This window comes from Granulicella mallensis, assembly GCF_014203225.1.
Lineage (GTDB): Bacteria > Acidobacteriota > Terriglobia > Terriglobales > Acidobacteriaceae > Granulicella > Granulicella mallensis_A.
In genome coordinates, this window is record NZ_JACHIO010000002.1 from 324,771 (window position 1) to 350,400 (window position 25,630).

General features: G+C 56.1%; 19 protein-coding genes. 13 read left to right on the forward strand and 6 right to left on the reverse strand.

The window, feature by feature from the left end; all coding sequences use genetic code 11:
• The first annotated feature begins 543 nt into the window (after positions 1–543).
• Both HDF15_RS03105 and HDF15_RS03110 read left to right on the forward strand, forming a co-directional pair.
• Positions 544–4,443: a carboxypeptidase-like regulatory domain-containing protein gene (locus tag HDF15_RS03105; protein WP_184252793.1), complete on the forward strand. Its 3,900-nt coding sequence runs from the start codon at positions 544–546 to the stop codon at positions 4,441–4,443.
• A 96-nt stretch (positions 4,444–4,539) separates the two neighbouring features.
• On the forward strand, positions 4,540–5,862 hold the full coding sequence (locus HDF15_RS03110; RefSeq protein ID WP_184252794.1) for an oligogalacturonate lyase family protein: 1,323 nt from the start codon (positions 4,540–4,542) through the stop codon (positions 5,860–5,862).
• Between the two features lie 288 nt (positions 5,863–6,150).
• Here HDF15_RS03110 and HDF15_RS03115 read toward each other — a convergent pair whose 3' ends face one another.
• Positions 6,151–7,041 carry an alpha/beta fold hydrolase gene (locus HDF15_RS03115; RefSeq protein WP_184252795.1) on the reverse strand — a complete coding sequence of 297 codons (891 nt, stop codon included), beginning with the start codon at positions 7,039–7,041 and terminating at the stop codon, positions 6,151–6,153.
• A 388-nt stretch (positions 7,042–7,429) separates the two neighbouring features.
• Between HDF15_RS03115 and HDF15_RS03120 the strand changes: the two genes are divergently transcribed.
• Positions 7,430–7,783, forward strand: a complete 354-nt coding sequence (locus HDF15_RS03120) for a YciI family protein (protein WP_184252796.1) — start codon at positions 7,430–7,432, stop codon at positions 7,781–7,783.
• A 30-nt stretch (positions 7,784–7,813) separates the two neighbouring features.
• A complete protein-coding gene (locus tag HDF15_RS03125; RefSeq protein WP_184252797.1) occupies positions 7,814–8,395 on the forward strand; it encodes a dihydrofolate reductase family protein in 582 nt (193 codons plus the stop codon).
• A gap of 57 nt (positions 8,396–8,452) precedes the next feature.
• Here the strand turns inward: HDF15_RS03125 and HDF15_RS03130 are convergent, their stop codons facing one another.
• Both HDF15_RS03130 and HDF15_RS03135 read right to left on the reverse strand, forming a co-directional pair.
• A complete protein-coding gene (locus HDF15_RS03130; protein ID WP_184252798.1) occupies positions 8,453–8,923 on the reverse strand; it encodes a GNAT family N-acetyltransferase in 471 nt (156 codons plus the stop codon).
• Positions 8,920–9,780: an SDR family NAD(P)-dependent oxidoreductase gene (locus HDF15_RS03135; protein ID WP_184252799.1), complete on the reverse strand. Its 861-nt coding sequence runs from the start codon at positions 9,778–9,780 to the stop codon at positions 8,920–8,922. Before HDF15_RS03135 ends, HDF15_RS03130 begins: the two co-directional genes overlap by 4 nt.
• 185 nt (positions 9,781–9,965) lie before the next feature.
• Between HDF15_RS03135 and HDF15_RS03140 the strand changes: the two genes are divergently transcribed.
• Positions 9,966–10,529, forward strand: coding sequence for a TetR/AcrR family transcriptional regulator (locus HDF15_RS03140; RefSeq protein WP_184252800.1), 564 nt, complete (start codon positions 9,966–9,968; stop codon positions 10,527–10,529).
• 374 nt (positions 10,530–10,903) lie between these two features.
• On the forward strand, positions 10,904–12,331 hold the full coding sequence (locus HDF15_RS03145; RefSeq protein ID WP_184252801.1) for a TonB family protein: 1,428 nt from the start codon (positions 10,904–10,906) through the stop codon (positions 12,329–12,331).
• A gap of 150 nt (positions 12,332–12,481) precedes the next feature.
• On the opposite strand, the gene HDF15_RS03150 is transcribed toward HDF15_RS03145, so the two are convergent.
• Positions 12,482–13,045 carry a TetR/AcrR family transcriptional regulator gene (locus HDF15_RS03150; RefSeq protein WP_184252802.1) on the reverse strand — a complete coding sequence of 188 codons (564 nt, stop codon included), beginning with the start codon at positions 13,043–13,045 and terminating at the stop codon, positions 12,482–12,484.
• A 113-nt stretch (positions 13,046–13,158) separates the two neighbouring features.
• On the opposite strand from HDF15_RS03150, the gene HDF15_RS03155 reads away from it, so the two are divergent.
• Complete coding sequence (locus tag HDF15_RS03155; protein ID WP_184252803.1) at positions 13,159–14,568, forward strand: amidase; 1,410 nt, start codon at positions 13,159–13,161, stop codon at positions 14,566–14,568.
• A 191-nt stretch (positions 14,569–14,759) separates the two neighbouring features.
• On the opposite strand, the gene HDF15_RS03160 is transcribed toward HDF15_RS03155, so the two are convergent.
• Positions 14,760–17,309 (reverse strand): alpha-galactosidase, encoded by a 2,550-nt coding sequence (locus HDF15_RS03160; protein WP_184252804.1) that lies wholly within the window; start codon positions 17,307–17,309, stop codon positions 14,760–14,762.
• Between the two features lie 515 nt (positions 17,310–17,824).
• Between HDF15_RS03160 and HDF15_RS03165 the strand changes: the two genes are divergently transcribed.
• The 6 genes from HDF15_RS03165 to HDF15_RS03190 all read left to right on the forward strand — a co-directional run bounded on the left by HDF15_RS03165 (position 17,825) and on the right by HDF15_RS03190 (position 24,206).
• A complete protein-coding gene (locus HDF15_RS03165) occupies positions 17,825–20,968 on the forward strand; it encodes a PAS domain-containing protein (protein WP_184252805.1) in 3,144 nt (1,047 codons plus the stop codon).
• Positions 20,965–21,591, forward strand: a complete 627-nt coding sequence (locus HDF15_RS03170) for a response regulator transcription factor (RefSeq protein ID WP_184252806.1) — start codon at positions 20,965–20,967, stop codon at positions 21,589–21,591. Before HDF15_RS03165 ends, HDF15_RS03170 begins: the two co-directional genes overlap by 4 nt.
• 126 nt (positions 21,592–21,717) lie before the next feature.
• Positions 21,718–22,095: a response regulator transcription factor gene (locus tag HDF15_RS03175; RefSeq protein ID WP_184252807.1), complete on the forward strand. Its 378-nt coding sequence runs from the start codon at positions 21,718–21,720 to the stop codon at positions 22,093–22,095.
• Between the two features lie 527 nt (positions 22,096–22,622).
• Positions 22,623–23,306 carry a sensor histidine kinase KdpD gene (locus tag HDF15_RS03180; RefSeq protein ID WP_184252808.1) on the forward strand — a complete coding sequence of 228 codons (684 nt, stop codon included), beginning with the start codon at positions 22,623–22,625 and terminating at the stop codon, positions 23,304–23,306.
• Between the two features lie 122 nt (positions 23,307–23,428).
• Positions 23,429–23,653 (forward strand): hypothetical protein, encoded by a 225-nt coding sequence (locus tag HDF15_RS03185; protein WP_184252809.1) that lies wholly within the window; start codon positions 23,429–23,431, stop codon positions 23,651–23,653.
• A gap of 34 nt (positions 23,654–23,687) precedes the next feature.
• Positions 23,688–24,206 (forward strand): hypothetical protein, encoded by a 519-nt coding sequence (locus HDF15_RS03190; RefSeq protein ID WP_260330788.1) that lies wholly within the window; start codon positions 23,688–23,690, stop codon positions 24,204–24,206.
• A gap of 346 nt (positions 24,207–24,552) precedes the next feature.
• Here the strand turns inward: HDF15_RS03190 and HDF15_RS03195 are convergent, their stop codons facing one another.
• Positions 24,553–25,407 (reverse strand): TIGR03435 family protein, encoded by an 855-nt coding sequence (locus tag HDF15_RS03195; protein WP_221314247.1) that lies wholly within the window; start codon positions 25,405–25,407, stop codon positions 24,553–24,555.
• Between the last annotated feature and the right edge of the window lie 223 nt (positions 25,408–25,630).

Consider the following 25,630-nt stretch of genomic DNA (forward strand, 5'->3'; position numbering starts at 1 on the left):
CAATGACCACCTTCACTACAGCCATAGCCTTTAATACGGCCATGGCCTTCACTACAGCGCGAAGCGCGTTCCCTGACGCTTTAGCGTCAGGGAGACGGAGGGAGCCGTAGCCTTTAGGCTACGGAATAAAAGGCCAGGCGTGAATTGGGCTTTAGCCCTGGGCCTTTTGTTTGCAGCCGAAAGAAGGCCCGGGCCTAAAGGCCACATCTTTCCTAAGCCTGAATTCCGTAGCCTAAAGGCTACGGCTCCCTCCGTCCCGCGACGCTAAAGCGTCACGGTTTGCGCTTCGCGCTATAACGACTTACCACCTAAATGCAGCCGAACAAATAACGACAAACGGTCGTTCCTTCAGCAAGCCCCAATCTAAAGCCCAATCCCCCAAAACCCGAGCCCAATCACCACCACCTCGAACCGCTTCATCAACAAAACCCACACCCGCCGTATCTTTATACGGGAACAATTTTTCTATTGACATCTCTTGTTGGCGGCACGTAAGGTTTTGTGGCTGAGAACCATTTGCACGTAACCCCGTTCGGAGGAACCATGTCTTCACTCAACGTAAGCACGCCCAACAAGCGTTTCAGTAAAACCCCTTGTTCGCGAGCGAAAGATATTTTGTTCCTCTTCGCATGCATCTTCAGCCTGGTCCTCTTCGGCTCAGCAACATTGCAAGCGCAGACAGGCGGTGAAGGCGGCATTCAGGGCACGGTCGTCGATCCGACTGGCGCCGCCGTTCCGGGAGCCGTTGTCACCGCGACCAACGTGGGCACAGGAGTTGCAACGTCGCGCGTAGCCTCCAGCGACGGACTCTATACGATCTCCCCCATCCTTCCGGGTGTCTATACCGTGTCTGTCAAGGCCAAGGGCTTCCAGGAAGCCACGCAGAAAAATCTCGCCGTAGACGCGCTCAAGCTCACCGGCTTGAACCTTACATTGTCCGTCGGTTCGGAATCGACCGAGGTCACGGTCACCGACGCTCCCCCCGCGCTGGAAACAACGAATGCCGTTCTTGGCGCCGTGATGGAAAACAAGACCTACGCCAACCTGCCCCTCCAGATGAGCGGACAGCAGCGTGATCCGACGGCCTTCGCCGTCCTCGTGCCCGGAGTCCAAAGCGGCGCTCGCGCTCCCATCATCGGCGGAACCGGCAACTATCTCGCTGCGGTCTATGTCGACGGTATCCCCGTAACGACGATCAATCAGCAGGGCGACAACCGTGTCGTCGCGAACGCGCTTCCCGTTGAATCCATCGACCAGTTTCAGGTGGTTACCAGCACACCCGATGCCGAGTACCAGGGCGCCGGCATCATCAACTTCTCGCTGAAGTCCGGCTCCAACCAATATCACGGCTCGGCGGCCACTTACGTTCGTGCGCGCATGTTCGACACCTGGAGCTTTGCCTCGAAGGACGCAACCGCAGTTAATGCAGCCGGCCAGACCATCCCCTCACCCAAGCCCGACGAGCACCAATCAGAATATGTCGCCTCCGGCGGTGGTCCCATTCCCTTCATGAAGAAGCATGGCTTCTTCTATGTGACCTACGATAAATATCACGGCCGCAACGGCATCAATCCTAACTTCCTCACGATCCCAACGGCACTCATGCGGCAGGGTAACTTCAGCGAACTCAAGGTCCCGATCTACGACCCCACCACGGACGGAACCTGCGCAGCCATTCCCGGCTCTACTCAGCAAATTTGCCGCTCCCAGTTCCCCAACAAAACCATTCCCCTGGCGGAGCAGTCGCCGCTGGCCATCCAGATGCAGAGCTATCTGCCCACGAACTACGCCAACACTAATACCGTGAACAACTTCTTTGGCGGCGTGCCCAGCGGTTACGACAACTGGGAGATCGCCGGAAGAGCCGACTTCGATCTCACCTCGAAGCAGCGTCTTTCCTACGTCATCGCCTATGGCGTTCGCAAGAACGTCCCCTTCACCGTCGGCTCGAACGCAGTGCCGACCGTAGCCGGCGTTGTGCTTCCGCTGCCCTACACCGCAGGTGGTTTCGCGACCATTACGCCTGTCGTCACGGACATCGAACATGCGTGGCAGATCTCCAACAGCATGACCAACCAGTTGAAGTTCGCCTTCAACCGCTTCGGGCAGCCGATCACCAACCTGACTGATGGCGTCGCTCCCTATCGTGCCGCGGCGGATCTGGGCATCACAGGTCTGCCGGACGGCCAGGCCTCCACGGAGTTTCCTGAGGTAAGCTTCGCGACTACCACCGCAAACTCCTCACAACTTGCAACGTGGACCTCGAATGGAGCCAGCGGAGCGACCCAGACGACGATCCCCAATACGTTCACACTGCTGGATAACTTCATCCTGACCAAGGGCAAGCACAGTCTCACGCTGGGATTCACATCGCAATGGCTTGAAGATAACGTTGCCGCGCAACTCGGACCCTCCAGCGTTTACCAGCTCGGCTTCTCGGCGAATTCGACGGCCGCGATTGTAGGTGGAATCGTCTCCCCAAATGCTACGAATGCTACTATCCCTCAAGGAAGCGGCTTCTCCTATGCCAGCTACCTGCTGGGCGCGGCAAGCCAATCCAATATCGGCCTTCAGGCAGTATCGGAGACTGGCGGTCGCTATCACGACACCTCTCCTTACGCTGCGGATGTTTGGAAAGTAACGCCGAATCTGACCCTGAATATCGGTCTACGTTGGGATTACTTTCCTCCCTTCCACGAGGTACAGGATCGGTGGAGCTTCCTGAATCCGAACCTCCAGAACGCCATCACCGGAAACATGGGCGAACTCCAGTTTGCCGGCAATCATGGCGGACCGGGCGTGAGCTGCAACTGCCGGACACCGGTGCAGACGTGGTGGAAGAACTTGGGACCTCGCATTGGCTTGGCGTACTCCGTAAGTCCGACGACCGTCATCCGAGCGGGTTATGGGATGGTGTACTCGATTGGGGGCGGGGTCGGTGGCCGCGGCGGTGCAGGCACCGGTACCGGTCAGACGGGTTTCAATACCACCGCTACCACGCCTACTGAAATCACAGCTACTTCGAACGGCGCTCCGGGTCCCTCGTACTACTTGAACAACAGCGATGTTTTCAAGGGTCTGGGCTTGGCCAACACGCAGTACGGCGGTCCCGGATATACGCTGCCAGCATTGCCACAGCAGAATGCGGCAGCACAAACTCTGCTGACCAGCTTCTACGGCTCAACCGGTTCGACCGGCAGCGGGCCGGGCTTTGCCGACCCGTATCTTTCCGGTCGCGCACCCGAGTTCGCCCTCTTCAATGCCGGTATCCAGCAGGCCCTGAACAGCAATCTCACGTTCACCCTGAACTATGCAGGCACTCAAAGCCACTTCCTCTTAGCGGGCGGCGCAAACCCTCGCGGCTATTGGACCAACGAGCTTGATCCGAAGTACATGGTGGCGCTGGCTGCAGTAGCCGATTCAACCGGCAAGAACCCTCTGCTCGGCGCTAAGGCTACGCCTGCGAACGTCGCTATCGCCCAAAGATCCTTACAAGGCTATAAGCTTCCGTATACCGCGATCTCCTCAGCAGGCGCCCAGGCCACGATTGCCCAGACTCTGGTTGCCTTCCCTCAATACAACGGTCTCTCCGATACCTGGGGACAGAACGTGGCGAACATCAGCTACAACTCGCTACAGGCGTCACTCGCACAGCGTGCGTCGCACGGAATCTCCTATACCTTCAACTACACGTGGTCACGCAATATCGGTGACGACGGCACCTTCCGCTCAGGCTTCGACCTGCCCTCGGGCTCTGTTTCAGGAACGACCAGCGCATACCACATGAACCGCATCGAGCGCTCCCCCACGATCACCGATATGACTCACAACATCTCGGCGTATGGGCTGTGGGAATTGCCGTTCGGCAAGGGGCACATGGGTGGAGATCACTTCATCGTCCGCGCACTTACCAGCGGTTGGCAGCTATCCACGATCTACCAGTTCACCAGCGGAACTCCCTTTGTGGTTTCGTATGGCGGTTGCAGCGCGCCGACTTCCGGTTCAACAACGTCGACTGCCGGTACCTGTGAAGTAGATCTCAACCCGAACTTTACCGGCAACCCTCGCCTCCAGAAGGGCTACCGCAAGTTCAATACTCAATACATCAACCCGGCCGCCTTCAGCGCTCCGACAACCTATAGCTCCAATCTCAGCACGAACTACAACAAGATCGGCAATGCGCCGCGCACAGCGCCTTACGGTCTGCGGAACCCTTATTTCTGGAAGGACGACGTAAGCCTGCGCCGCACCTTCGGCATATGGAACCGCCTGCAGTTCGTAGCCGAAGTGGATTGTCTCAACGTCGCCAACCACGCTACCCTGTCGAATCCTTCGTCTACGTGGGGTCCTCCGGGCTCCGCCGCCGGAAACTCCTTCGGTGTCATCACGGGAGCAATGGCTAACTCCCGCGACTTCCAGTTCGCGGGTCACATCAACTTCTAACGCTGTGGTGCCTCCTCAAGCCTCGGGTACGTATCTTGTGCCCGAGGCCTCTTTTTCTGTAACCGCTTTTCGCCGCCTATCGCTATAGGAGTCTGCATGCACTTCCGTTCGTTCTACCGATTTTCGTTCGCCGCCACGATGCTGTGTTCCTCGATCGCCTTCGCCCAAGCGCATCCCGACACACGAGCTGCCGACAAGATGCCGACGGCAGAGGAACGCGCCAACCCGCCCAAGACCTGGATCGATCAAGACACCGGACACCGCGTGATTCGTCTGACCGACGAACCCGGCTCCGCAAGTTTCTACTTCAACGTGAACGGGTACACGCCGGACGGCCACGAGATGGTCTACACCGCGCCGGACGGCATCCATGTGCTGGACCTCACGACGCACAAGACCCGCTCCGTAGTGAAGGGCATGCTGCACACCATCATCGTGGGACACAAGACGCCGAGCATCTTCTATATCAAGCCCGAAGAAAACGCGATCTACAAAACCAACGTCGATACCGGCGAGACGAAGCTCCTCGCTAAAATTCCCCCGCACGGCAACATCTCAACCGTGAACGCCGACGAGACTCTTGCGGCAGGAACCTATGACGAGGTCGACCGTCCGAACGAGCAGTTCGGACATAACGATGGCAAATCCACCACTGGTGTCAGCCCCCAGACCAGCCCACTGGAACAGGCTGCGAACAAAGGCGAGATGATGGAGCGCCGCCTCGCCGCGCGCATCCCACTCGTGCTCTACACGCTTGATCTCACCGGCAACGGCAAGATCACTCCCCTGCTGCACAGCACCGACTGGGTCAACCATCTGCTCTTCTCTCCCAGCGACCCCAGCGTCCTCATGTACTGCCACGAAGGCCCATGGCAAGCCGTCGACCGCATCTGGACCATCCGCACGGACGGCACCCACAACCAGCTCATGCACCAGCGCCACATGGCCATGGAGATTGCGGGCCACGAGTTCTGGGGACAAAACGGCGAAACTGTCTACTACGACCTGCAGACCCCCAAGGGCCAGGACTTCTTCCTCGCCTCTCTGAATCTGACCAACGGCGAGCGCCGCTGGTACCACATGGACCGCAACGAATGGTCGATCCACTTCAACGTCTACAAGGATGGCGAACTCTTCGCCGGCGACGGCGGCGATCCCGGCCAGGTAGCGAAAGCTCATGACGGCGAATGGATCTATCTCTTCCATCCGGAGCTCCTGAAGAACACAGGCCTGCAGAGCAAGGACTTCGTGCAACCCGGCGTGCTCCACGCCGAGCGCCTGGTCAACATGTCGAAGCACAACTACGCCCTCGAACCCAACGTAAGCTTTACGCCGGACGGCAAGATGATCATCTTCCGCTCCAACATGTTCGGTCCAACCTACGTCTTCGGCGTAGAGATAGAGAAAGCAAAGCCCTAAAGTCCTGAGTCGTTAGTCGTCGAAGCATCCTTATCAGGCACCGGATGATAGGGATGCAAGCACAAGGAATATTGCCCTCATAGCGCAAAGCGCGTTCCGTGACGCTTCAGCGTCACGGAGACGGAGGGTAAGGGAGGCAATCGCCTTTAGGCCCGGGCCTTTTGTTCGACGCAGCAAGAATCCCCAAGCCTAACTACCGATGCGCCGTCGCCTCCCCCAACGCTAAAGCCCTGCGAAAATGCGCCGAACCTTCGCTTCGTTAAGGGCACGGCTTCAGCCGTCTAAAGACTATCGCGGAAGGCCGTCGATGAACTCGTCCACCTCTCGCAGTACTTCTGATTCGTTCGAATTGAAGACGAAGTGGTCCGCATTAGGCATACGCGCGATGTGGGCCGATGGAACAACTGCTTTCAGCGCTTCGGCATGTTCCTCTGTAAACACTGCGTCTCTACCGGCAGCCTTACGCTGTTGTTCATCCTGAAGCATGCCCTCTCCCGGCAACTGGTGTCGATAGGCAAAGATCGCAAGAACAGGCACGGTCATCTTTGTGAACTTCTGCTGTCCAGTAAGCATCGCGGCCAGTTGGGGTGGTGGCAGTTTGGACGGATCATCAGAGGGAGGCGGATTGTCATTCATTTGCTTCAGCAGCGATTCGAGGTCTTTCGTAAGACGGGGTAGCTGGCTCAATAGCTCGCGCAACTGGTCTCGCTTATCAAGAGGCAACTTTCCCGGATCGATCGTCGCAAGTTCGTCACGAACATCGCGCACGTCGATTTCAAGGTTGCCGACCCGCGGATCGTAGAACGCATAGCCATACGCTGCATCAAGATAGATGAGCCCAGAGACCATTTCGGGATGCGCCGTGCCAACGGCGCTCAATTCTTCTCCGCCGAAAGAGTGCCCGATCAACACAGCCTTGGGAATCTTGAGATAGGCCATCACAGCCACCACATCTGCTCCAAGTCGAGCTGCCGTGTAGTTTGTCGCTGTGGGTGCAGGAGTGCTGGAATTTCCAATGCCACGAGGCGTAATGCCGTACACGTGGTGTGCGGAGGAGAGCTTTACTGCGAACGCATCGAACGAGTGAGCTGTCATACCGAGTCCCGGGATCAGGATGACTGGGCTTCCTTTTCCGCCCCAATCCAGGACTTCAAGCCGGACGGAAGGTTCAACCTCCACGGCCAGAACCTCGTGTTTCGTTCGATCTTCCTGCGTAGCTTCCGGTGATTGACAGCTGGCCGCTCGGATTGCCGCAGCTAAGATAAGTGCGAGTAGGCAGCCTCTCAAATTGCTCTCCTGAGAAAGTACTCTACAGGATGCCTCCACGAGGTGATCCGTCTCGAGAAACACGCTTCTGTTGATGAAGCGATGATGGAGGCCAGCAACAGGGCAACCGGGGCATGTGGGTAAAACGCTACAGCGGCTGCAGGCGGGCGAGGAGTGCAACACCGCCCTCAAATATAAGAGCTAAAATTCTCTGGATCATTTGTCGAATTCCGGTCTCGCCGTTCGTCGTTATAGTGAAGGCGGGAAACAAGCCCGGCTGAAGACCATTCCAGGAGACGATATGCCGCAATATCTGGTTGCTATTCACCACCCCGACAACTATGACCCATCCACAGAGGACGAAGCGATGATCCTCGATATCGATGTACTCAACGAAGAGATGGCGGCTGCCGGTGCCAGGTTCTTCGCCGGCGGCCTGCAATCGGCGCCCCACGCGAAATCACTGCGCAAGCAGCCTGGCGGAGAGGCGCTCCTCACCGATGGCCCCTACCTTGAGGCCAAGGAACACATTGGCGGCTTTTGGATACTCGACGCAGCCAACATGGATGAGGCCGTGGCGTGGGGACGCAAAGCCGTCGTCGCCTGCCGCGCATCGGTCGAGGTGCGTGAGTTCCTCGCAATGCCCACAGAATAGAAACTCCAATCTCAGAACCAGGAGACTCAAATGAGAAAGCTCAAAATCTTCGAACACATCTCGCTGGACGGCGTGATCCAGCACACCGCCGATGACGACAATTTCCCCTACGTCGACTGGAACGCGCCCTATCGGACCCCCGCTGGCCGGGATGCACTCTTCGCCGCGTGTGGCGGGAGCTTCGATGTGCTGCTGGGCCGTCGCGCCTACGATATCTTGTCCGGCTTCTGGCCAAAGGCGCCGAGCAGTCCCATGGCGGACGCCCTCAATGCGGCAACAAAATATATCGCTACCCACCGTCCGGAGAGTCTCGAATGGGGCCCGTTCGAGGGCCTTGGACCGGACCTCGTCGAGGGAGTTCGCCGCATCAAGTCGCAGGACGGCCCGGACCTTGTCCTCTGGGGCAGCTCCACGCTGACATCGACGCTACTCGAACATGGGCTTGCGGATGAGGTCCTGCTGTTCGTCTATCCGGTCCTGCTCGGCACGGGAAAGCGCTTCTTTGCGGAGGGGACCCCGGCACGCTCCTTCGAACTCATCAGCTCGAAAGCTTTGCCCTCAGGCATCGTCATTAATACGTACAAGGCCGCCGGACCATTGAAGACCGCATAATATGGAGGTGCGTAACGTCAGTTAGTTGCTTGCAAGCAGCGACTTTTAAGCTCGCCTTTACAGTGCCATCTCCATAAAGACGTTTGCGCGCACATAGGGATTCGGTGGCAGACGCTCCGGAGGTACATGCTGGAACCCGACTGTCTCGTACAGATGCACTGCATGAGGCAGCTTGGTACTGCTGCCTAAAAACAGCGACTTCGCTCCGAGTTCCCGAGCCTGCGCAATGGCGTGCTCGATCAGTCTCCGACCGATTCCCATCCCGCGCAGCTTTGGCGATATCGCCATCTTCGAAAGCTCATAGACACCTCCTTCCATCGGGATCAACGCGACGCATCCCACCGCCTCACCCTCAGCCGACACCACAAAGACTCGCCCCCCTTTGTCGACGATCATCTGTTGTGGGTTGCCGAGGATCTCGACGTCCTTCGCCTCAAGCGAAAAAATCTTCGTAATCCACTCCTCGTTCAGCGTCCGGAACGCCGTTGCATCGTCGGCCGTCGCCATCTCCCGGATCTCGATCTTCATCGCACACCGACCATCTGGGCGCTTTCCAGCCAGAGCCCGCTCATTGCCGTATCGCTTTGCGCCAGATCCGAAGGATCGGGCCACGTCAGCTTGCCCTTCACCAGGGACGCGTAGATGCGACCGGACGGCGGCACAATCGTTCCGAGTCCCAGATCGGCAATCGCATCTCCTGCCTGCTCGACCGTATTCACGGGACGAAGTTTAGAAGCCACCCCCATCATCAACTTTGCCCACCAGGGCCACGCGCGAAACAGCGACGTGCCGGGAGTCAGTCCGGGATTGTAGGCAATGACCCGCATGCCATGGATCTGCGCATCGGAAGAAGCCTCGAATGCACGCGCAGTGAGGAGGTTGCAGAGCTTCGAACCTGCGTAAGCCCTGATTCCCGGGCCGAAGCCTTTGTTCTTATCTTTAGGATGAGCCAGCGCCTCGGCATCGAGTTCCTTGGGTCCGAATGGAACCATCTTGGGATCGTGGACGTCGCTCGTAGTGATAACGATGGTGGCGTTCTTCGCAAGACCAGGCGTCAGAAGCCTGAGCAGAAGATAATGCGCGAGGTGATTGATCGCGAATGTCGATTCGAAGCCATCCCCTGTCCTTTGCCTGGTGCTTCCGAACTGCGCTCCGGCATTCAGGATGAGGATGTCGATCTTCGTCCCGGCCAACTTCTTCGTAAGCGATTGAACGAAAGACCGAACACTCGAAAAGCTCGCCAGATCCAATGGCAGGGCCTCGATCGAAGGATTCTTGTTGTCGCGCGCCCCCAGGATCAGTTTCGTGTTCGGAGTGTCGGAGATTCTCTTCGCGGCAACTGCACCGAAACCGGCAGTTCCACCTGTCATAACAACTGTTCTCATTGGATCAATCCCTCTCTGGAACTGAATAGGTTGCTGATGCTAGCGGCAACAGCGGGCTGTGCTACTGTTGAGATCCTATACATAAACGTCTAGACAGTCAACTACAAACAGATATTCATATAGATAATGAAATACATTCACTCATAATTGTTGACTGTCTAGACGCGTACATGTAGGGTGAAAACATGCCAAGGCCGAGGAGCGACGAGAAGCGAATTGCGATTTTAGAGGCCGCGACGCGTGTCATCGTGAAGCAGGGCCTGAGCGCCCCGACCATGGTCATCGCAAAAGAAGCCGGCGTGGCGAATGGCTCTCTCTTTACCTACTTCGAGACCAAGACGGATCTCTTCAACCAGCTCTTTCTTGAGCTGAAAATGGAAATGGCAACTGGCGCGATGAATCTTCCGGTGGATGTCGAAGTTCGTGAGCAGTTCTTTCACCTGTGGAAGAAGTGGATGAACTGGGCAATCTCCAACCCGGAGAAGCGGCGAGCGCTCGCACAGCTCACCGTATCCGACGAGATCACTCCGGTAACCCGCGCAGCGGGACACAAGATGATGGCCCACGTCGCCGATCTGGTGGAGCGCGCTCGCGCCCACGGACCTATGCAAAAAGTGTCGATGGTTTTCCTGGTCGCGCTCATGAACTCGGTGGCGGAGGCGACCATGGACTTCATGACGCAGGATCCGGCCAACGCAAAGAAGCACAGCAAAGAGGGTTTCGAGGCTTTTTGGCGGATGCTGAATTGATCAACTGCTGCGCGAGTTGTTGAGGAGTGTGGCCGAAGCAGACATGCGGGCGTGGCCATACTGACGCGGCGAATACCCCATCTCCCTCTTGAAAATGTATCTGCATAGCAATGATCCCCCTTGTTAGAAGCTGCCTCTACCATCCCCAGCGACACGGAAGGATCAAGCGGCGGACCATCTCATTAACGCTCTTCTGTTGGTTAGATCAATTGCCTACGATAAGTCGACTTGTAGAGACCTACCCCTTCAAGCGGTAGGCGCTTTCGAAAACGCTATCCTTGGAAATTAAATGAGTAAGATCATGACCGAGCCAGTATCGCGGGTGAGGATGAATCCGGGATCGTCGGCACACATGTCAGAACGGAGTTCAGCAGATGGCGAATCTTTGGGCACGGTTTTCTCTGTCTTTGTTCGCGCTAACCTTCAGTGTCTGTCAGGCACAGACAGCGATTCCCGATTTCATGCCTGAACTGAAATATCCTCCAATTGCCAGAGTCGCTCGCGTTCAGGGTGACGTGGTTGTGAGCTTCCAGCAGACACTGGACGGTAGGACTGCAGATGTGCGGACGGTCTCAGGTCCTCCGATGTTGCAGGGTATCGCCGTTGAAAACGTGAAGGCCTGGCACTTTGCAACAATGGCGAAGCCTGCCGGGCAGGTTCACAAGGTCACATTTCACTTCCAGCTTCATCCGTCTGACGATAGATACGACAACAGCCAGCCAATCACGAAAGTAGAACTGGATGGGATAGGTGGCATTCGGGTACTTTCGGTCTTCACAACGGGGCTTGAGCGCTCGGAGTGTCCGTCCGCCGTTGAGCGCGCGCTTCCATCGGCAGTGATGAGCGGAGATTTTGTGGAGGTAGATCGCTGGAACGAAGTTGTAAGAGTTGACGTCGACGGCTCGGTTGCCTGGGAACAGGGGAAAACTTCACAGAGAGGGCACATTCCCCCGGATCAAGCGAAGTCACTTTTAGAGCAGTTTCGCACTCAGTCTGTTTGGAGTTTGTGTGGCCGCTACAACCAGGCGGGACTGATGGATGGAGATGGGAGTTCGTTCAAGGTGCGCATCGGTGGACGAGAAAAGAACGTAGGCGAATATGGCGATGTCGCACCTCCTATCTTTAGGGAGGTTGAACTCGCTGTCGACGCAGCCGCCAATACGCACCAGTGGCGACATGGCGACCCGAGTCGCGAGAGCATCATAGAAATCACCTACGAGTATTTGCCCAAACCAGGCAAGACGAAGCTTATGGATGCGGCGCAACGCGGAGACAAGGCGGGTGTTCAGGCCGCATTGGCGGCGGGAGATAAGCTGACGGATGTCGACGCAAGCGGCTGGACACCTCTGATGTATGCCGCTAGTTCCTATGGCGAATCGGTAGTGAGCGAGATGCTGAAGGCAGGGGCGAACGTGAATGCGCGGTCCAGGCGGGGCGAAACAGCTCTCATGGCTTCGGCTGTCACGGGCATGGCGGATGAGGAACTTCTGGATGCAAGGGCGGACGTGAATGTGGTCAACGATGTTGGAATGACCACGCTTATGCTGCTGGTCCAGCGCGGGGAGCCGGACGAAATCAAGACTTTGCTAAAAGCTGGTGCTTCTACTTTTAAAAAGGATGCAGCGGGGAGAACCGCCTTGGACTATCTGAATGCAGCGAATTGCGGACGTCCAATCGTAAAGGAGAGGGATCCTAAATGGATGACCGCGGAGTATTCAAGATGTAATGCGCTGAATAAAGACGATTACCGCAAGTCAAAGGAACTGCTAATCGATGCGGGCGCTAGTGTGGGAAGCCATTAGTTCATAAAGAAGGATGGTCTGTTGCACAGCGCGAAGCGCATTCCGTGACTCTTTAGCGTCACGAAGATGGGGGTAACGGAGGCAATCCCCTTCAGGCTACCTGCCGCGAGCTCTCGATACCCGACCAGCACATTTCATCGAGAATTAGCCTTACGCAGGAAGCAATCCTGCTGTGCGGTAGCTTTCGATCAGGCTATCGTAGAGAGCGATATCTGCCCGGCTCCTTGCCATGAGTTGTGCGCCCACGATTCCAGAGTAGATAGCACGTGCTCGCTTCTCGGCCTCCTTGGGGCTGGCAACTTTAGCCGCAATCAGCACCTTCTTCAGCCAGGCGATATTGACATCAGCAAAAACTTGAACTTCCGTCTTTACTAAGTCAGGCAGATCGTCGAACTGCGCGGACATAAAGCTGCAAAGGCAGATACGATTGTCGTTCTCCAGCGCCCAGCGAAAGGTTTCAGGGTAGCGGCGCAACGCTTCCAGCGGCCCGGATGAACTCTGCAACAGGGATTCAAGGTAGGCCGCCGAGTCTTCCCAGTAACGCTTCGCAACCGCCGTGGCCAGTTCAGCCTTGCCCGGAAAATGATAGTAAACACTCGCTGCTTTGATTCCAACCTGTTGAGCCAGATCACGAAAGTTCAAACCGGCATAGCCGTGAGCCTGGGCAACAAGCTTCGCAGCAGACAGGATATCTTCGCGGGCATTTGTGCTCATCACAACCTCCGAACCCTTGCGCGGCAAAAAGTCTCTCTACTTTTTTGAATCTACCATGTGGCAGGTAGAATCTCAATCATACAACCTGCCTGCTGGCAGGTAGAGAGGCAACCATGAGCACAGAACTGATTTATTCCGATGCAACGAAGCTGGCCGAACTGATCCGCACACGCGAGATCTCCCCGGTCGAAGTCATGAAGACGCACCTTGATCGCATTGAGGCCGTCAACCCCAAGGTGAATGCCATCGTCACGATTGCCGATGGGGCCTTGGAATCCGCCAAAGAAGCAGAAGCGGCCGTACTACGCGGAGATGAACTGGGCCCCCTGCACGGTGTGCCCTTCACGGTGAAGGATTCGATCGACACCGCGAACGTACTGACCCAACGTGGATCGCCGATCTTCAAAGGACGCACGCCCGAGACCGATGCGACCAGCGTTGTGCGCATGAAGAAAGCAGGGGCAATTCTGCTTGCGAAGACCAACCTTCCTGAATTCTCGTACTGGATTGAAAGCGACAACCTGCTCACCGGTCGGACGAAGAATCCCTGGAACCTGGAGATGACACCGGGTGGCTCAAGTGGTGGCGAGTCGGCAGCGATCGCGGCGGGCATGTCTCCGCTGGGCCTGGGTACGGACCTTGGTATCTCCCTTCGTGGTCCGGCGGCCCACACGGGCATTGTGTCGCTCAAAGCAACGCACGGACGTGTGCCCATGACGGGTATCTGGCCGCGTGAACCGCGCCGTTTCTGGCATGTGGGCCCGATGGCACGGAGCATCCGCGATCTGTCGCTGGCCTTTTCGCAGCTTGCCGGACCTGACGGCCAGGACGGCTACTCCAGCAGCGCCATCCCCTTTGATGCCGGCATAGGTAGTTCCAACAAACGTCCGCTTCGTGTGGGCTGGCTGGTAGAACCCGGCTTTGGACCGATCGACCGCGAGACTGCCTCGACAGTAGAAGCCGCCGCGGAAGCTCTCAAAGGCCTCGGCCACATCGTCGAGTCCGTGCGCATCCCTGCCCTTGAGCGCGACTTTGGGCTTGATGTCTTCAGCCGTCTGCACGTGCTGGAGATGAAGCCCGGATTCGTGAAGACTACGGCTGGCCGCAGCGAAGATGAGATCTCCTATATGGCCAGGTTCATGCTCGGGCTGCCCGATACGCCTGCAGCGGATTACATCGATGCAGTGCAGGGAGCGGAGCGGCTGAAGGATGGCTATGCCGAGTACTTCCAGAAGTACGACGTACTGCTCACGCCGGTACTGCCAACCCCATCCTTCAAGCATGACCAGGCAGAGTTGCTGATCAATGGCCAGACGATTGGCGCCATGGGCATCATGAATATCACATCGCACTTAAATGTTACCGGCCTGCCCGCCGTTTCTATGCGGTTCGGCACAAGCAAGGAAGGAATGCCGATCGGAGTACAAATCGTTGGTAGCTGGCAAGCCGAGTCGACAATTCTTTACATCGCTTCCCTTCTCGAGCAGGTTAGCCCTGTAAGCGATCTGCACCCGAATCTGTAAATCGCTCCAGTCTACGAGCAAGCAGGAGCGGACGAACGCTCTTGCTTGCTCCCTACGATTTGACGCTGAACAACGACCGGGCCGGCTGATTTCGGTTCTGTCCGCTTTGCGCGCGACTCGCGCAAAGCCAATCATGCGGGGACCGACTCGGCTGCAAAAAAGTAGTCCAGTCTCGCCCACTTCGTCCGGCATTACGGCTCAAGCGATACGTCGACAACACCGGCAGCAACAGCTCCACGGTCGGCCGAATAGGAGGTACTCGTGTTGAATCGCGCGTCGGAAGAGCATCCGGAGAAATCCATGGCAAGCTCAAATGTCTTGAAGGATTGAGCAGGAATATCCCCGACAGCGATTGGGAAGCCCGTCAAAATCGCTGGCTGGCAAGACCCCTGGCCGCTCACTTGCACGAAAGCGAAAGAATTCACCTGCGCTGCCTGGAGCGCTTCGTTACCGAGATTCGCCAACTCAAGCGTCCAAACACGGCTAACGGATGTTCCTTTGCGAGAGACAAGACCCATGGCGAGGTGATTGGCCGGTTCGGAAGGCCCGATGACAATCTTATCGACTCCAGGACCATCCTCTTTGCCGCCCCCTACGGTGATACTGTTCTTGCCTTGCTTCAACGCGACCGGAATGACCATGCTGGCCGGGAGAGAATCGCTATCTCCTGTGAGGTTCAACTGAAAGGGCTTTTCGTGATTGACTTTGATCCAAAGCGGCCGGGTCCCTTGCGCCACAAAATCAATCTCCATCATGTACACGCCGTCAGCCTGGACCACGACATTGTCGAAGAGAACATCGTTATCAGGCTTTCCGCCGAGCGTGATGACCTTCGTATTCCCGGAACAATATTCGCAGGGAGTGTGCGTCGCGTTACCCTCAAGAACTCCGACCTCGGCATCGTAGACCCCGATGTGTGAGTCAGAAAGGTCTCCGTTCCCGACGATCGTGATGAGGTCAAGATAGGGAGCCACGCCGGTAGGATTCGTGAACCGGATCGTGTTCTCTCCGCTCTTCAGGAACACAGGAACGATTGTGTTTGAGGGCACGCCGAAGCTGCTGCCGCCGACCTTCACTGCAATTTCGGCGCCGCCGTTCGGTTGATAAAAGAGATCGCTTGGCCCATAGGTTGCGGCGTCAATTTTCATGCGGTAGATTCCCGACTTCTCTACAGAAACTCCCTCGATATCGACGTAGTTTTCTTTTTCCAGTCCGAGCTTTACCACCTCGTGCCCGGAAGCGCATGCGCCGGGGCAGCGAATGAAGGCCGTCTTTCCATGGGTCTTCCCCAGGAACGCCGGATAGGACTGGGAACTCTGGGGATCCACGACGCCGGATTTCGATACCCGTAAGAGCCGGGCACCGTGCCCGAGAATCACGCTGGAAAATTTCTGTTTGGATGGACCGAGATCCTTGCGATTCCACACATCGCGGACGTTCAATGCGTCCAGGAAGCCAAGATCTTTCCATCGCACCGTAACTTCAGCTGGAAAAGCGTTGAGATTGAAGAGCGCAACATAGAACACTCCATTGCTCGGCGCGCTGACCCATACGGGCGTGAGGCCACCGGCCAGCTGCGTAGCAGGTTCCCCTGACTGATCGACGCCGATCACCTCATCGTTGGTCAGAAGGTTCGTTCCATCCGTGTCGATAGCGCTGATATCGCCGCCAACATAGATCGGCGCATTGGCCATGGCCCACAGGGTAATCGCGGACTGTTGCTCAACGCCCGACAAACCGACAGAAGCTGGAACACCTATTTCGAGCGGTCCAAGATCGTTCCATCCCGTTTGCGCACTGGTGAAGTTCTGCCACCCGATCAGATCGAACCAGCGTTCTGAAGTCAGGGCCCAGTCGGTAAGCGTACTGCAAGAGCCTTTGCATTCGATCGCAGCTCCAATGCGGCGGGCATTGCTATAGCTCCCCCAGGTGCTGAAATCGCCCAGCTCGACGCCCGTTGAGACGGTAAGCCACATGGGGCGTCCTGACTTGCTGATCGCCTGAGCCCAGGCCTGAACCTCCTCCTGGTTGTCCACTGTCAGCACGCCGGAGCCTGGCGCAACGCCATCGAGCCGTATGTAATCCACTCCCCAGGATGCGAAGAGGTTCACGATCGACTCAACATAGAGTTGTGCTCCTGATTGGCTGAAATCGATTTTGAGATTAGAAAGAGACGTTGTCGCATCGGACGCCGCAAATGCGTTTCCTGGAGCGTGCGGAACAGCGAGGATGTCTTTGACGTACTGGGTGCTCCCTGAAATCAGCGGATTGGCCTGCACCACTTCCTGGGCGACACCGGGCCGCCAGTAGATGCCGGCCTTCTGCCCGTTTTGGTGAATGTGCGAGATTAGCGCTGAGATGTCCGTAAATAACGCGGAGTTCGGAGTGGGTCTCCCACTTGAGTCGTAACCCTTCTGCCATCCGTCGTCGATATTGATATAGGTGAAGCCGTGTTCTTCCAGGACCGAAGACCTCAGCGCGTCTGATTGCGCTGCGATATTTGTCTGGTTCAGGAAGCCGCTCGATTGGGTCTGCGAGCTGAAACTGCTCCAACCCAGATACGGCTGCGCGGCGACGTTAGTAGACTGTCCGAGTGCCTGGGGAAGCGCTGTTGTGACCAAAAGTGATGCGCAGCAGAAGAGCTTGATTCTGAATCGGTTCGGAACCGTTACACGTGTCGATGTTCCAAAGCGGGTCTTGGACTTCCGGGCAGCCAGATAACTCTCTAGTGTGTAAGGCATGATGAGCTCTTGATCTTCGGTATCGAAGAATGGACGAGAAGCCCCTCAAAAGGTCACCCAATCGACTTGTTAAAAACTCAGAGAGCAGTAAAACGCGAACTGCGAGCACATCTGCATCGTCCAAGAGCCCCCAGAAGTACAGGAGTGTGGCAACCCACTCTACTGCCAATAACCTCGCCGCTCCCACCACAAACGACCACACGAGCCTCCCGCATCGCCAGTCCCAACTCACTATCAATGCAATCAGCAACACATTCCCATAGAAGATGTAGAAGAACTACAGCAGCACGGAGTCGGCAGACTCAGTCGTCATCTTGGACAGCAGTTAGATGACAGGCCCTAGCCATAGGCAGGTGTGGCTCGTATTCTGTCGAAGCGGGTGGCGAACGTTGCTGCTGGCGATTAGAGAACCCTTTCGGGAATGCGCTATCATGTCCAGCAGTTAGCATTTTGAAGCCATTATGAAACTGCGTCTGGACACCCCAGGTGGCAGACACGCTAACGTTGAGGCATCTATGGGATCACAGGGCGATCGCTCCTCTGACATGATGCACGCAAGGGCTGTTGAGAACCCGATTCTCCGGCTTCTGATATGTATTGCGGCTGTCGGCGTGCTTACGGCCGTGCTCTATACAGTTCCCCTTCATGACCGGACCTTATCCGCTGTCCTGGCTTTTCTCTTTCTCGTGTGGACTGTCTCTTACTTCTGGGGCTTTCGTTACGCGCTCTTCGTCTCCTTACTGGCAGCCCTGGCGTTTAGTTGGTTGCTCCCGCCAGTCGGTGTTTTTTTTCAGCTCAGTGATTCCCGCGACATCTTTGCGCTCGCGGCATTCCTGTTCATCGGGATCACTACCAGCTATCTTTCCGACCGCGTCCGTAGAGAAGCTCTGAACGCCCGGCGGGCAGAAGCCGCTGCCCGCCGGAGTGAAGAGGGGCTTCGTGAGGTCATCGAAACGATGCCGGCGATGGCGTGGAGTGCCCTGCCCGATGGCTCCAATGCCTTCGTAAACAGGCAATGGGCGGAATATACGGGTTTATCGGCGGAGCAAACTGCAGGTTGGCTGAGCACAGTTCACCCCGAAGACGCCAGCGGACATACAGAGAAGTGGCGTCAGTCCCTGGCTACGGGCCAGCCGTTGGAGCATGAGGTGCGTTTGCGGCGGATTGCCGATGGACAATATCGCTGGTTTTTAGTTCGTGGTATGCCCTTGCGCGATGAGCACGGCGGGGTCCTCAAATGGTACGGAATCGCCACGGATATTGAAGATCACAAGCGGGCCGATGAAGCCCTTCGGGCGAGCGAACGCGAGCTTAACCTGATCATCAACACGATCCCGGCACTGTCATGGTCGGCCCGTACAGACGGCACGGCGGATTTCTTCAACCAGCACTACCTTGACTTTGTGGGCTTGTCCGCGGAACAGGCACAGGATTGGGGCTGGACGGTTGCGGTTCATCCGGACGACCTTGGCGGCCTGGCTGGTTCGTGGCAATCCATTATGGCTACCGGTAAGGTAGGAGAGGCCGAAGCGCGATTGCGCCGCTTCGACGGAGAGTATCGGTGGTTTCTGTTTCGGGCTAACCCCTTGCGCGATGAATCCGGCAACATCGTCAAATGGTTCGGGATAAATACTGACATCACCGCGCGGAAACGTGCCGAAGACTTACTTACTGGTGAGAAGCGGATTCTTGAGATGGTGGCCAAAGGAGACCCGCTTAATCAGATACTGGACGGCGTCTGCCGTTTCGTAGAGGAACAAGCCAGCGGTTTTCTGGCGTCGGTCTTATTAGTTGACGGCGGTCGTTTACGGCATGGCGGGGCGCCCAGCCTTCCACGGACCTACACGGATGCCATCGATGGACTTACGTTTGGGCCATCTACAGGTTCCTGCGGGACAGCCGCATACCGCGGAGAACAGGTGATCGTGGTGGACATCGCAACCGACCCCTTGTGGGAGAACTACCGCGAGGCGGCTTTGCCACACTCTCTACGCGCCTGTTGGTCCACTCCTGTCTTCTCTTCTCAAGGCAAAGTAATCGGGACGTTCGCCATGTATTATCGTGAGCCGCGCAGCCCGAGCTCCCACGACCTGGAGACCATCGAACAGATTACGCATCTGGTAGGAGTTGCGATTGAACGAAAACTGATACAGGAAGCTCTACAGCGGAGTGAATCTTATTTGGCCGAAGCGCAGAGACTGACACACACCGGAAGTTGGGCTTGGAATGTTCGTACCGGCGCTTACTTCTGGTCGCAGGAGATCTTTCGCATTTACGACTGCGATCCCAGGATGGTGCCCACCTGGGACTTTCTCATCGAGAAGACTCACCCCGAAGATCGAGCGAAGATCGAGCGGAGAGTGAAGATAGAGTCCCTGAAGAAGGAATGGAAAGATTTCGAGTCGGATTTTCGCATCGTGCTGACAGACGAAACGATAAAGCACCTCCACGCGCTCGCACACCCAGTGGTGGATGAGTCGGGAGAAATCACCGAAGTTGTGGGCACGATCATGGACGTGACGGAGCGCAAACGTGCGGAGGAGAAACTGCGCCGCAGCGAAGAATCTCTTCTTGAAGCCCAAAGGCTGAGCCATATGGGCAGCTGGCGACACGATATTGCGTCCGGGGCAGTCATCGTGTCGCCTGAGATCCTCCGAATATTCGGAGTCCAACCCGATGAGGATACTTCGAGCGCTGAATTTTGGTTTGGCAGAAATCATCCGGAGGACCAGCAGCGCATCCGGGAACTTTTTGAAAAAAGTGAACGCCTGAAAACGGACTATGAGGGGGACTACAGGATCGTTCTCACCGATGGCACCATCAAGCACCTGCACGCAGTCGCACATCCTGTTTTGAGCCTGTCCGGCGAGCTCGTTGAAATGATCGGAACGACCATCGATGTGACGGAACGCAAGCGTGCGGAAGAGGAGCGCGAGAGACTGCGCCAGCTGGAGACAGACCTCGCGCACATGAACCGGGTGACCATGCTTGGTGAGCTGGCCAGTTCCCTTGCCCATGAGCTCAATCAACCCATCGCCGCTGCCATCACAAGCGCCAATGCCTGCTCGCGATGGCTTGCGCACAATCCCCCGGATCTGGAAAGAGCCCGCGCCGCGGCAACAAGAATTGAGCATGACGGAAGCCGTGCTGCCGAAATCATTCAACGTCTGCGGGCGTTCTACAAGACAGGTGCTCCACCGGAGCGTGAGTTGGTCGATATAAACGAGGTCGCCGGGGAGATGCTTGCGTTGCTGCGTGACGAGGCAGACCAGCACTCCATCTCTCTACGCACGGAGCTTGCCACTCAACTGCCGCAAATCATGGCCGACCGAGTGCAACTGCAACAGGTATTACTGAACCTGTTACTGAATGGCATGGAGGCCATGACGGGCAGGGCCGGCAAGCTTATGATCCGATCGCAGAGCACTGAAGACGGGCTTTTGCTGATCTCCGTTAGCGATACCGGCGTTGGACTTCCCTGCGAAAAGCTGGACCAGCTTTTCAGGGCTTTTTATACGACGAAACCTCAAGGCACTGGTATGGGCCTGGCAATTAGCCGTTCCATCATTGAAGCACACGGTGGCCGCTTGTGGGCCACCGCCAATGCGGAGCGTGGTGCGACCTTTCATTTCACCTTGCCTGCGGAGCTGCAGCCATGAGCGTTGCAGAGGTACCCACCGTATTCATCATCGACGATGATGCCGGCATGCGTGAATCAATTCACGATTTAGTGGAGTCGGTGAGCCTGCACGCAGAGTCCTTTTCTACGGCGCAAGGGTTCTTGTCGGGCGAGCGGCAAGACGGCCCTAGCTGCCTGGTTTTGGACGTAAGACTCCCCGACACCAGCGGTTTGGATCTTCAGCAGGAATTGAGCAGGGCAGGAATTAGAATTCCCATCATATTCATCACCGGCTACGCAGACATTCCGATGACCGTGAAAGCCATGAAGTCTGGTGCTGTCGAGTTTCTCACGAAGCCCTTCCGGGAGCAGGACCTGCTCGATGTGATTCATCGCGCACTCAGGTGCGACCGGGGAATCCGCGAAAAGCAGAAGCAATTAGCGGAACTGCAGAAGCGCTATGGCACGCTGAGTGCCCGCGAGGATGAGGTCATGAATCTGGTCGTCTCCGGCTTGCTCAACAAGCAGATTGCAGCGGAACTCGGAGCCAGCGAAACTACAGTAAAAATCCACCGTGGCCGCGTGATGCAAAAGATGCAGGCTAAGTCTTTGCCCGACCTGGTCAGAATGGCGGACAGGCTCAAGATTTCACCTCACCGCTGATACCCATCACTTCCGTTTCGGCATTCCAAACTCAATCTATAGCCGAAGGCACGCCTTGACCAAAGTCTTATTGCGCCGTCCGAAGGTCTGATTGTTTTCTGTCCATTGTCGCGTTACGGTGGTGAAATGGCGAGCAACCAGAGCACTAAGTTCGTTGCAATTGTAGATGACGATGAATCAGTCCTAAGCGCGCTCCAGGACCTGATGGAAGCGGATGGGCTTCCGGCTCTTTGCTTTGGGTCAGCGGAAGAATTCCTCGAATCCGGCCTGCAGCATGAAGCCGCGTGTCTGATAGTTGATATCAGAATGCCGGGAATGTCAGGCCTGGAACTGCAGGCAAAGCTTAAGGCTGCTCAATCTGACACTCCGGTCATTTTCATCACCGCGCACGGAGATGCGAGAGTGCGGATGCAAGCCATGAGGGAGGGAGCAGCCGAGTTCCTGGCGAAACCGTTCGACGATCAGGTCCTGCTCAACAGAGTTCGAGCCGCGCTCGATATGTGAGCAACCGGCAGTAAGGTGGCTCTTGGTCCTTCCCCTAAGGTCTGTGGATATACCAAAGGGTTATACGAATGCCATCCGAATGGGGCTTTCGTCTCTGCGGGAACTGATGGAAACTTATCTTCACTTCGCCGTTCTATCAGGTTCGTCGAGCAATCTGCGGGGCAATGGAATCGAGATCGTGCCTTGCTCGCCTACATAGGACAGTGGGTAACGAAGAAACGAAGATCTTGGAACATTCAATAAGCTGTCGACATCGAAATTCAATGCCGTAGTTTTTGCCGTGTAGAGCTTGTATTCAGGCGAATCAAGAGCAAAAGAGCGCCTTCTGTTAAATTTTCGCAGGCCGGTAGTCCAGCGGTTGGACGCCTGCCTGCGTGACAAACCAAAGGAGTCGATCCATGGGTCAGCTTATGTCAGTCGACGACACTAGCCTCGACACAAAGAGAGCTCTCACCTCTACCGGAGTATCGCAGAGAAGCGATATGCTACTTCATCGAAGTCGTCTCAATGTGGGATGCGGTGAGTCGTTGGCAACGTTGATAGCGTCATTGCTGTCACACGACATTCGACATCATCTGGCAGCTGTCTATTGCAATGCTGAATTCATGAATGACCCGGCAACTCTGGCAGCTGACCGTAAACAGCTCTTTGAAGAAGTTAGACTGGCCATCGAAGATATAACGAAAACCCTCGATTTTATACTTCTCCATGCTAAAAGCGAGCTCCCTTCGCAGGTTGTCCTGGAGTCGTTCAACAATCTCATGGAGCGAACCGTGGCCGCCATTCGGCCCCATCCGCATGCGACAGGAGTAAGGATCACCATTGAAGAGTCTCCGTCGATCTCCGCCCTCTTCAATAAAACCATCGTCGGCAGTGCCGTCTACAATCTGCTGCTCAATGCCTGTTTCGCGGCGCAACGGACAAGTGAATCGGGGAAAGTTGAGATCTCACTTCACGAGGATCAGTCCTTCGTTTGCATTCGCGTGAAAGACAATGGTCCGGGCGTTCCTGCCGGCGTGCGGCAAAGTATGTCTCAACCATTTGTTACATCCGGCAAACAGGACGGGATCGGCCTCGGCATCACGATCGCACATTATGTAGCACGTGAGTACTGTGGCAGCCTGCAGATTGAATGCACTTATCCCGGTTGCACCATATTCGCTTTGAGACTTGCAAAACCATCGATCAACTATTATCCGGCACAGTCATAACCGTCTGCTGGATGTCTGTTGTAGCGATGACGAAGGATGAAAACGTTGGGACGCCCACTACTGATGAGCAAGGGTGATCGAAAGCAGAGAGCCTATTTCAATCTTGTCAGGAGAAAATACCGATGCGTTCTAATTTGGTCTTCAAAGCACTTGTCAATGAATCGAACCGTTATCAACTGTGCCGGCTGATCGCGAAGGGAACCCGCAAGCTGCATCGTCCAAATACCCGATTGCAAGAGACTGCCAACGATGTGTTCGAGCGCTTCAGTGTGCCCGGTTCGAAGGTTGTGGCCGCGAGATTTGCGCAGCCCGAACAAGACGCCGTGCCGCATAAGCGAAGGGCGTAGTCTATTGCGGCCGCGAAATGCCGCCAGGAGGACGATGATGTCAATTCGATTCGATGTATCGCTCAGGTCGTCGTCCCAAACGGCGCCGCAGGAGACTGCATGGAAAAATCCCGCGTGGTATCTGCTTTTTCTCGAACATCTGGACGAATTTGCGACCTTGGCCTGGTACCTGGTGGCCGACCACCAACTCGTGGAAGAGACGATTCAGCGTACGTTGGCTCAGCTCGAGATGAATCCTTTCGAGGCGTCGATGCCTCTGCTTGCCTATAAGCAGGCCAAGGCGGAGCTGATTACACAGGCGATTGCGGGATTAAATCTGGGGCGCAAGGAGAGTGAAGAAGATGCAGCGTATCTGCCAAGTTCTCTCGGGGATCTGCCGGATATGCCGCGACTCGCTTTCATGCTCAAGCTCGTTTTGCGTTCTTCTGAGATCGAGGTCGCAAGGTTTCTGGATGTCCCTCCATCCAGGGTGCGCGAACTGGTGCAGGTTGCGATCGATCGGTTGAGTTTGAGGATGCCATATTCTTTATTGACCGGTTGCTATGACGCATAGCTTTAAATAAAGGTCTAGGCCTCCGGTAGCGACTAGCCGGGCTCCGATGCTCAACCTTTGAGACTGTCTGGTTTCGCCAGAATAGGGTTGCCCAATAATTAAATTTTGCCCAACCCCAACCCAAGAAACGTACAACAGAATAGGGGGAGACAGTGTCCTGATTTCGATTCTGGTTCTAGTTCTAGAGTTGGCTCATCAGAAGAAACGTTCGTTTCTCGATCGATTGCGACGAAGGTTTCGGAGTCGCTAAGTGATTAGTACCAGTAAACGCGCTTTCGTAAAGTTGACAGATTACTTTCGACAAGCCGCCTTGTCGGTACTGGTTCGCCCACCATCTGACAAATCGCTAGTTGTCTGAAGGCTTCTTCTCGATGTGATCAACGACAAACACGCGGACCGGAACTCTGGAAGGCTGCAGTTTGAGACCAAGCTGCTCCTGGGTGGCTGTGAAGATGTTGGGGACGTCCTGCTCTGAGGAGGCATTTGATCTCATTTCGATGGACTCAGGAGTCCATCGAAGTTCGACATCATATCTGCCCGTCAGATTTGTCTTGTCCGATATCGGCTTCGACAACAGCCACGAGAGGCTTCCTGCCAGGTCACTGGCAGTGAGATTATAGCCCTTGGTGTGACCTGGGGAATTCGTAAGGCTTCCGCACGCAGCGCCTTTGGGAAGCAGCTCAGAATTTGAGAGGTATGGAGGGCAATCGCCTTTGAGAATCGATGCGCTGAGCTTACCGGGCCTCATGGCCACGAGGTCGTAACCTGGTTGTTCCTTCGTCTCCCAGTGGTATTTGAGTTGAAACCGATCTTCAAGCAGCACCTGAACCATAAGGTGGATATCGTCGAAGTTCGGGTCGGCCTCTGCAGGTTTCGCATCCACATCGTAATGTTCGGATTTGATCCAACCGGGCGTGCCAGTGATCTGGTACGGCTGCAATTCGAAGGCGTAATGGATGAGCATCCACAGAGAACAATTACTAGCCGTGAATCTTCCACCAGGATACGGCTGGTAATTATCCGTGTCCTCGATCTCGTTTGGGTCGTGGGCTCGAACGGAAGCCACGTCGAAAGAAAGCCGCTGCGGACGGGACGGCTCTGTCGGGACTTGCGCGGTTGTTCCGGTCGAAATCGATGCAACAATCACGAGTGCACAAAGTACCGTTAGAAACTCCCTATCTAAATGCTGCAACCGGAACATTTGTTCTCCAATCGAGAAAGCGACACGAGACCGAAATCACATAGACAAGATAGCAGTAGGGTTGGAGACGACAATCTACAATCCGTTCCCGAACCTGGAACGGCAAGCATGCCAGAAACACGCCTGCGAAACCCTCCGCAGTCATAGGAAACGGGCAACGCGCCGGGTGCCGGGTGCCCCACATCCGCTCTCGATGCGCGCGGCACATCAGTCTCGTCAAGGG

Coding starts and splice junctions, on each gene's coding strand:
- HDF15_RS03175 (WP_184252807.1), top strand. CDS start 21,718: ATGGCGAGCAACCAGAGCACTAAGTTCGTTGCAATTGTAGATGACGAT.
- HDF15_RS03135 (WP_184252799.1), bottom strand. CDS start 9,780: ATGAGAACAGTTGTTATGACAGGTGGAACTGCCGGTTTCGGTGCAGTT.
- HDF15_RS03110 (WP_184252794.1), top strand. CDS start 4,540: ATGCACTTCCGTTCGTTCTACCGATTTTCGTTCGCCGCCACGATGCTG.
- HDF15_RS03125 (WP_184252797.1), top strand. CDS start 7,814: ATGAGAAAGCTCAAAATCTTCGAACACATCTCGCTGGACGGCGTGATC.
- HDF15_RS03155 (WP_184252803.1), top strand. CDS start 13,159: ATGAGCACAGAACTGATTTATTCCGATGCAACGAAGCTGGCCGAACTG.
- HDF15_RS03105 (WP_184252793.1), top strand. CDS start 544: ATGTCTTCACTCAACGTAAGCACGCCCAACAAGCGTTTCAGTAAAACC.
- HDF15_RS03145 (WP_184252801.1), top strand. CDS start 10,904: ATGGCGAATCTTTGGGCACGGTTTTCTCTGTCTTTGTTCGCGCTAACC.
- HDF15_RS03195 (WP_221314247.1), bottom strand. CDS start 25,407: ATGTTCCGGTTGCAGCATTTAGATAGGGAGTTTCTAACGGTACTTTGT.
- HDF15_RS03170 (WP_184252806.1), top strand. CDS start 20,965: ATGAGCGTTGCAGAGGTACCCACCGTATTCATCATCGACGATGATGCC.
- HDF15_RS03130 (WP_184252798.1), bottom strand. CDS start 8,923: ATGAAGATCGAGATCCGGGAGATGGCGACGGCCGACGATGCAACGGCG.
- HDF15_RS03165 (WP_184252805.1), top strand. CDS start 17,825: ATGGGATCACAGGGCGATCGCTCCTCTGACATGATGCACGCAAGGGCT.
- HDF15_RS03150 (WP_184252802.1), bottom strand. CDS start 13,045: ATGAGCACAAATGCCCGCGAAGATATCCTGTCTGCTGCGAAGCTTGTT.
- HDF15_RS03190 (WP_260330788.1), top strand. CDS start 23,688: ATGATGTCAATTCGATTCGATGTATCGCTCAGGTCGTCGTCCCAAACG.
- HDF15_RS03140 (WP_184252800.1), top strand. CDS start 9,966: ATGCCAAGGCCGAGGAGCGACGAGAAGCGAATTGCGATTTTAGAGGCC.
- HDF15_RS03160 (WP_184252804.1), bottom strand. CDS start 17,309: ATGCCTTACACACTAGAGAGTTATCTGGCTGCCCGGAAGTCCAAGACC.
- HDF15_RS03185 (WP_184252809.1), top strand. CDS start 23,429: ATGCGTTCTAATTTGGTCTTCAAAGCACTTGTCAATGAATCGAACCGT.
- HDF15_RS03120 (WP_184252796.1), top strand. CDS start 7,430: ATGCCGCAATATCTGGTTGCTATTCACCACCCCGACAACTATGACCCA.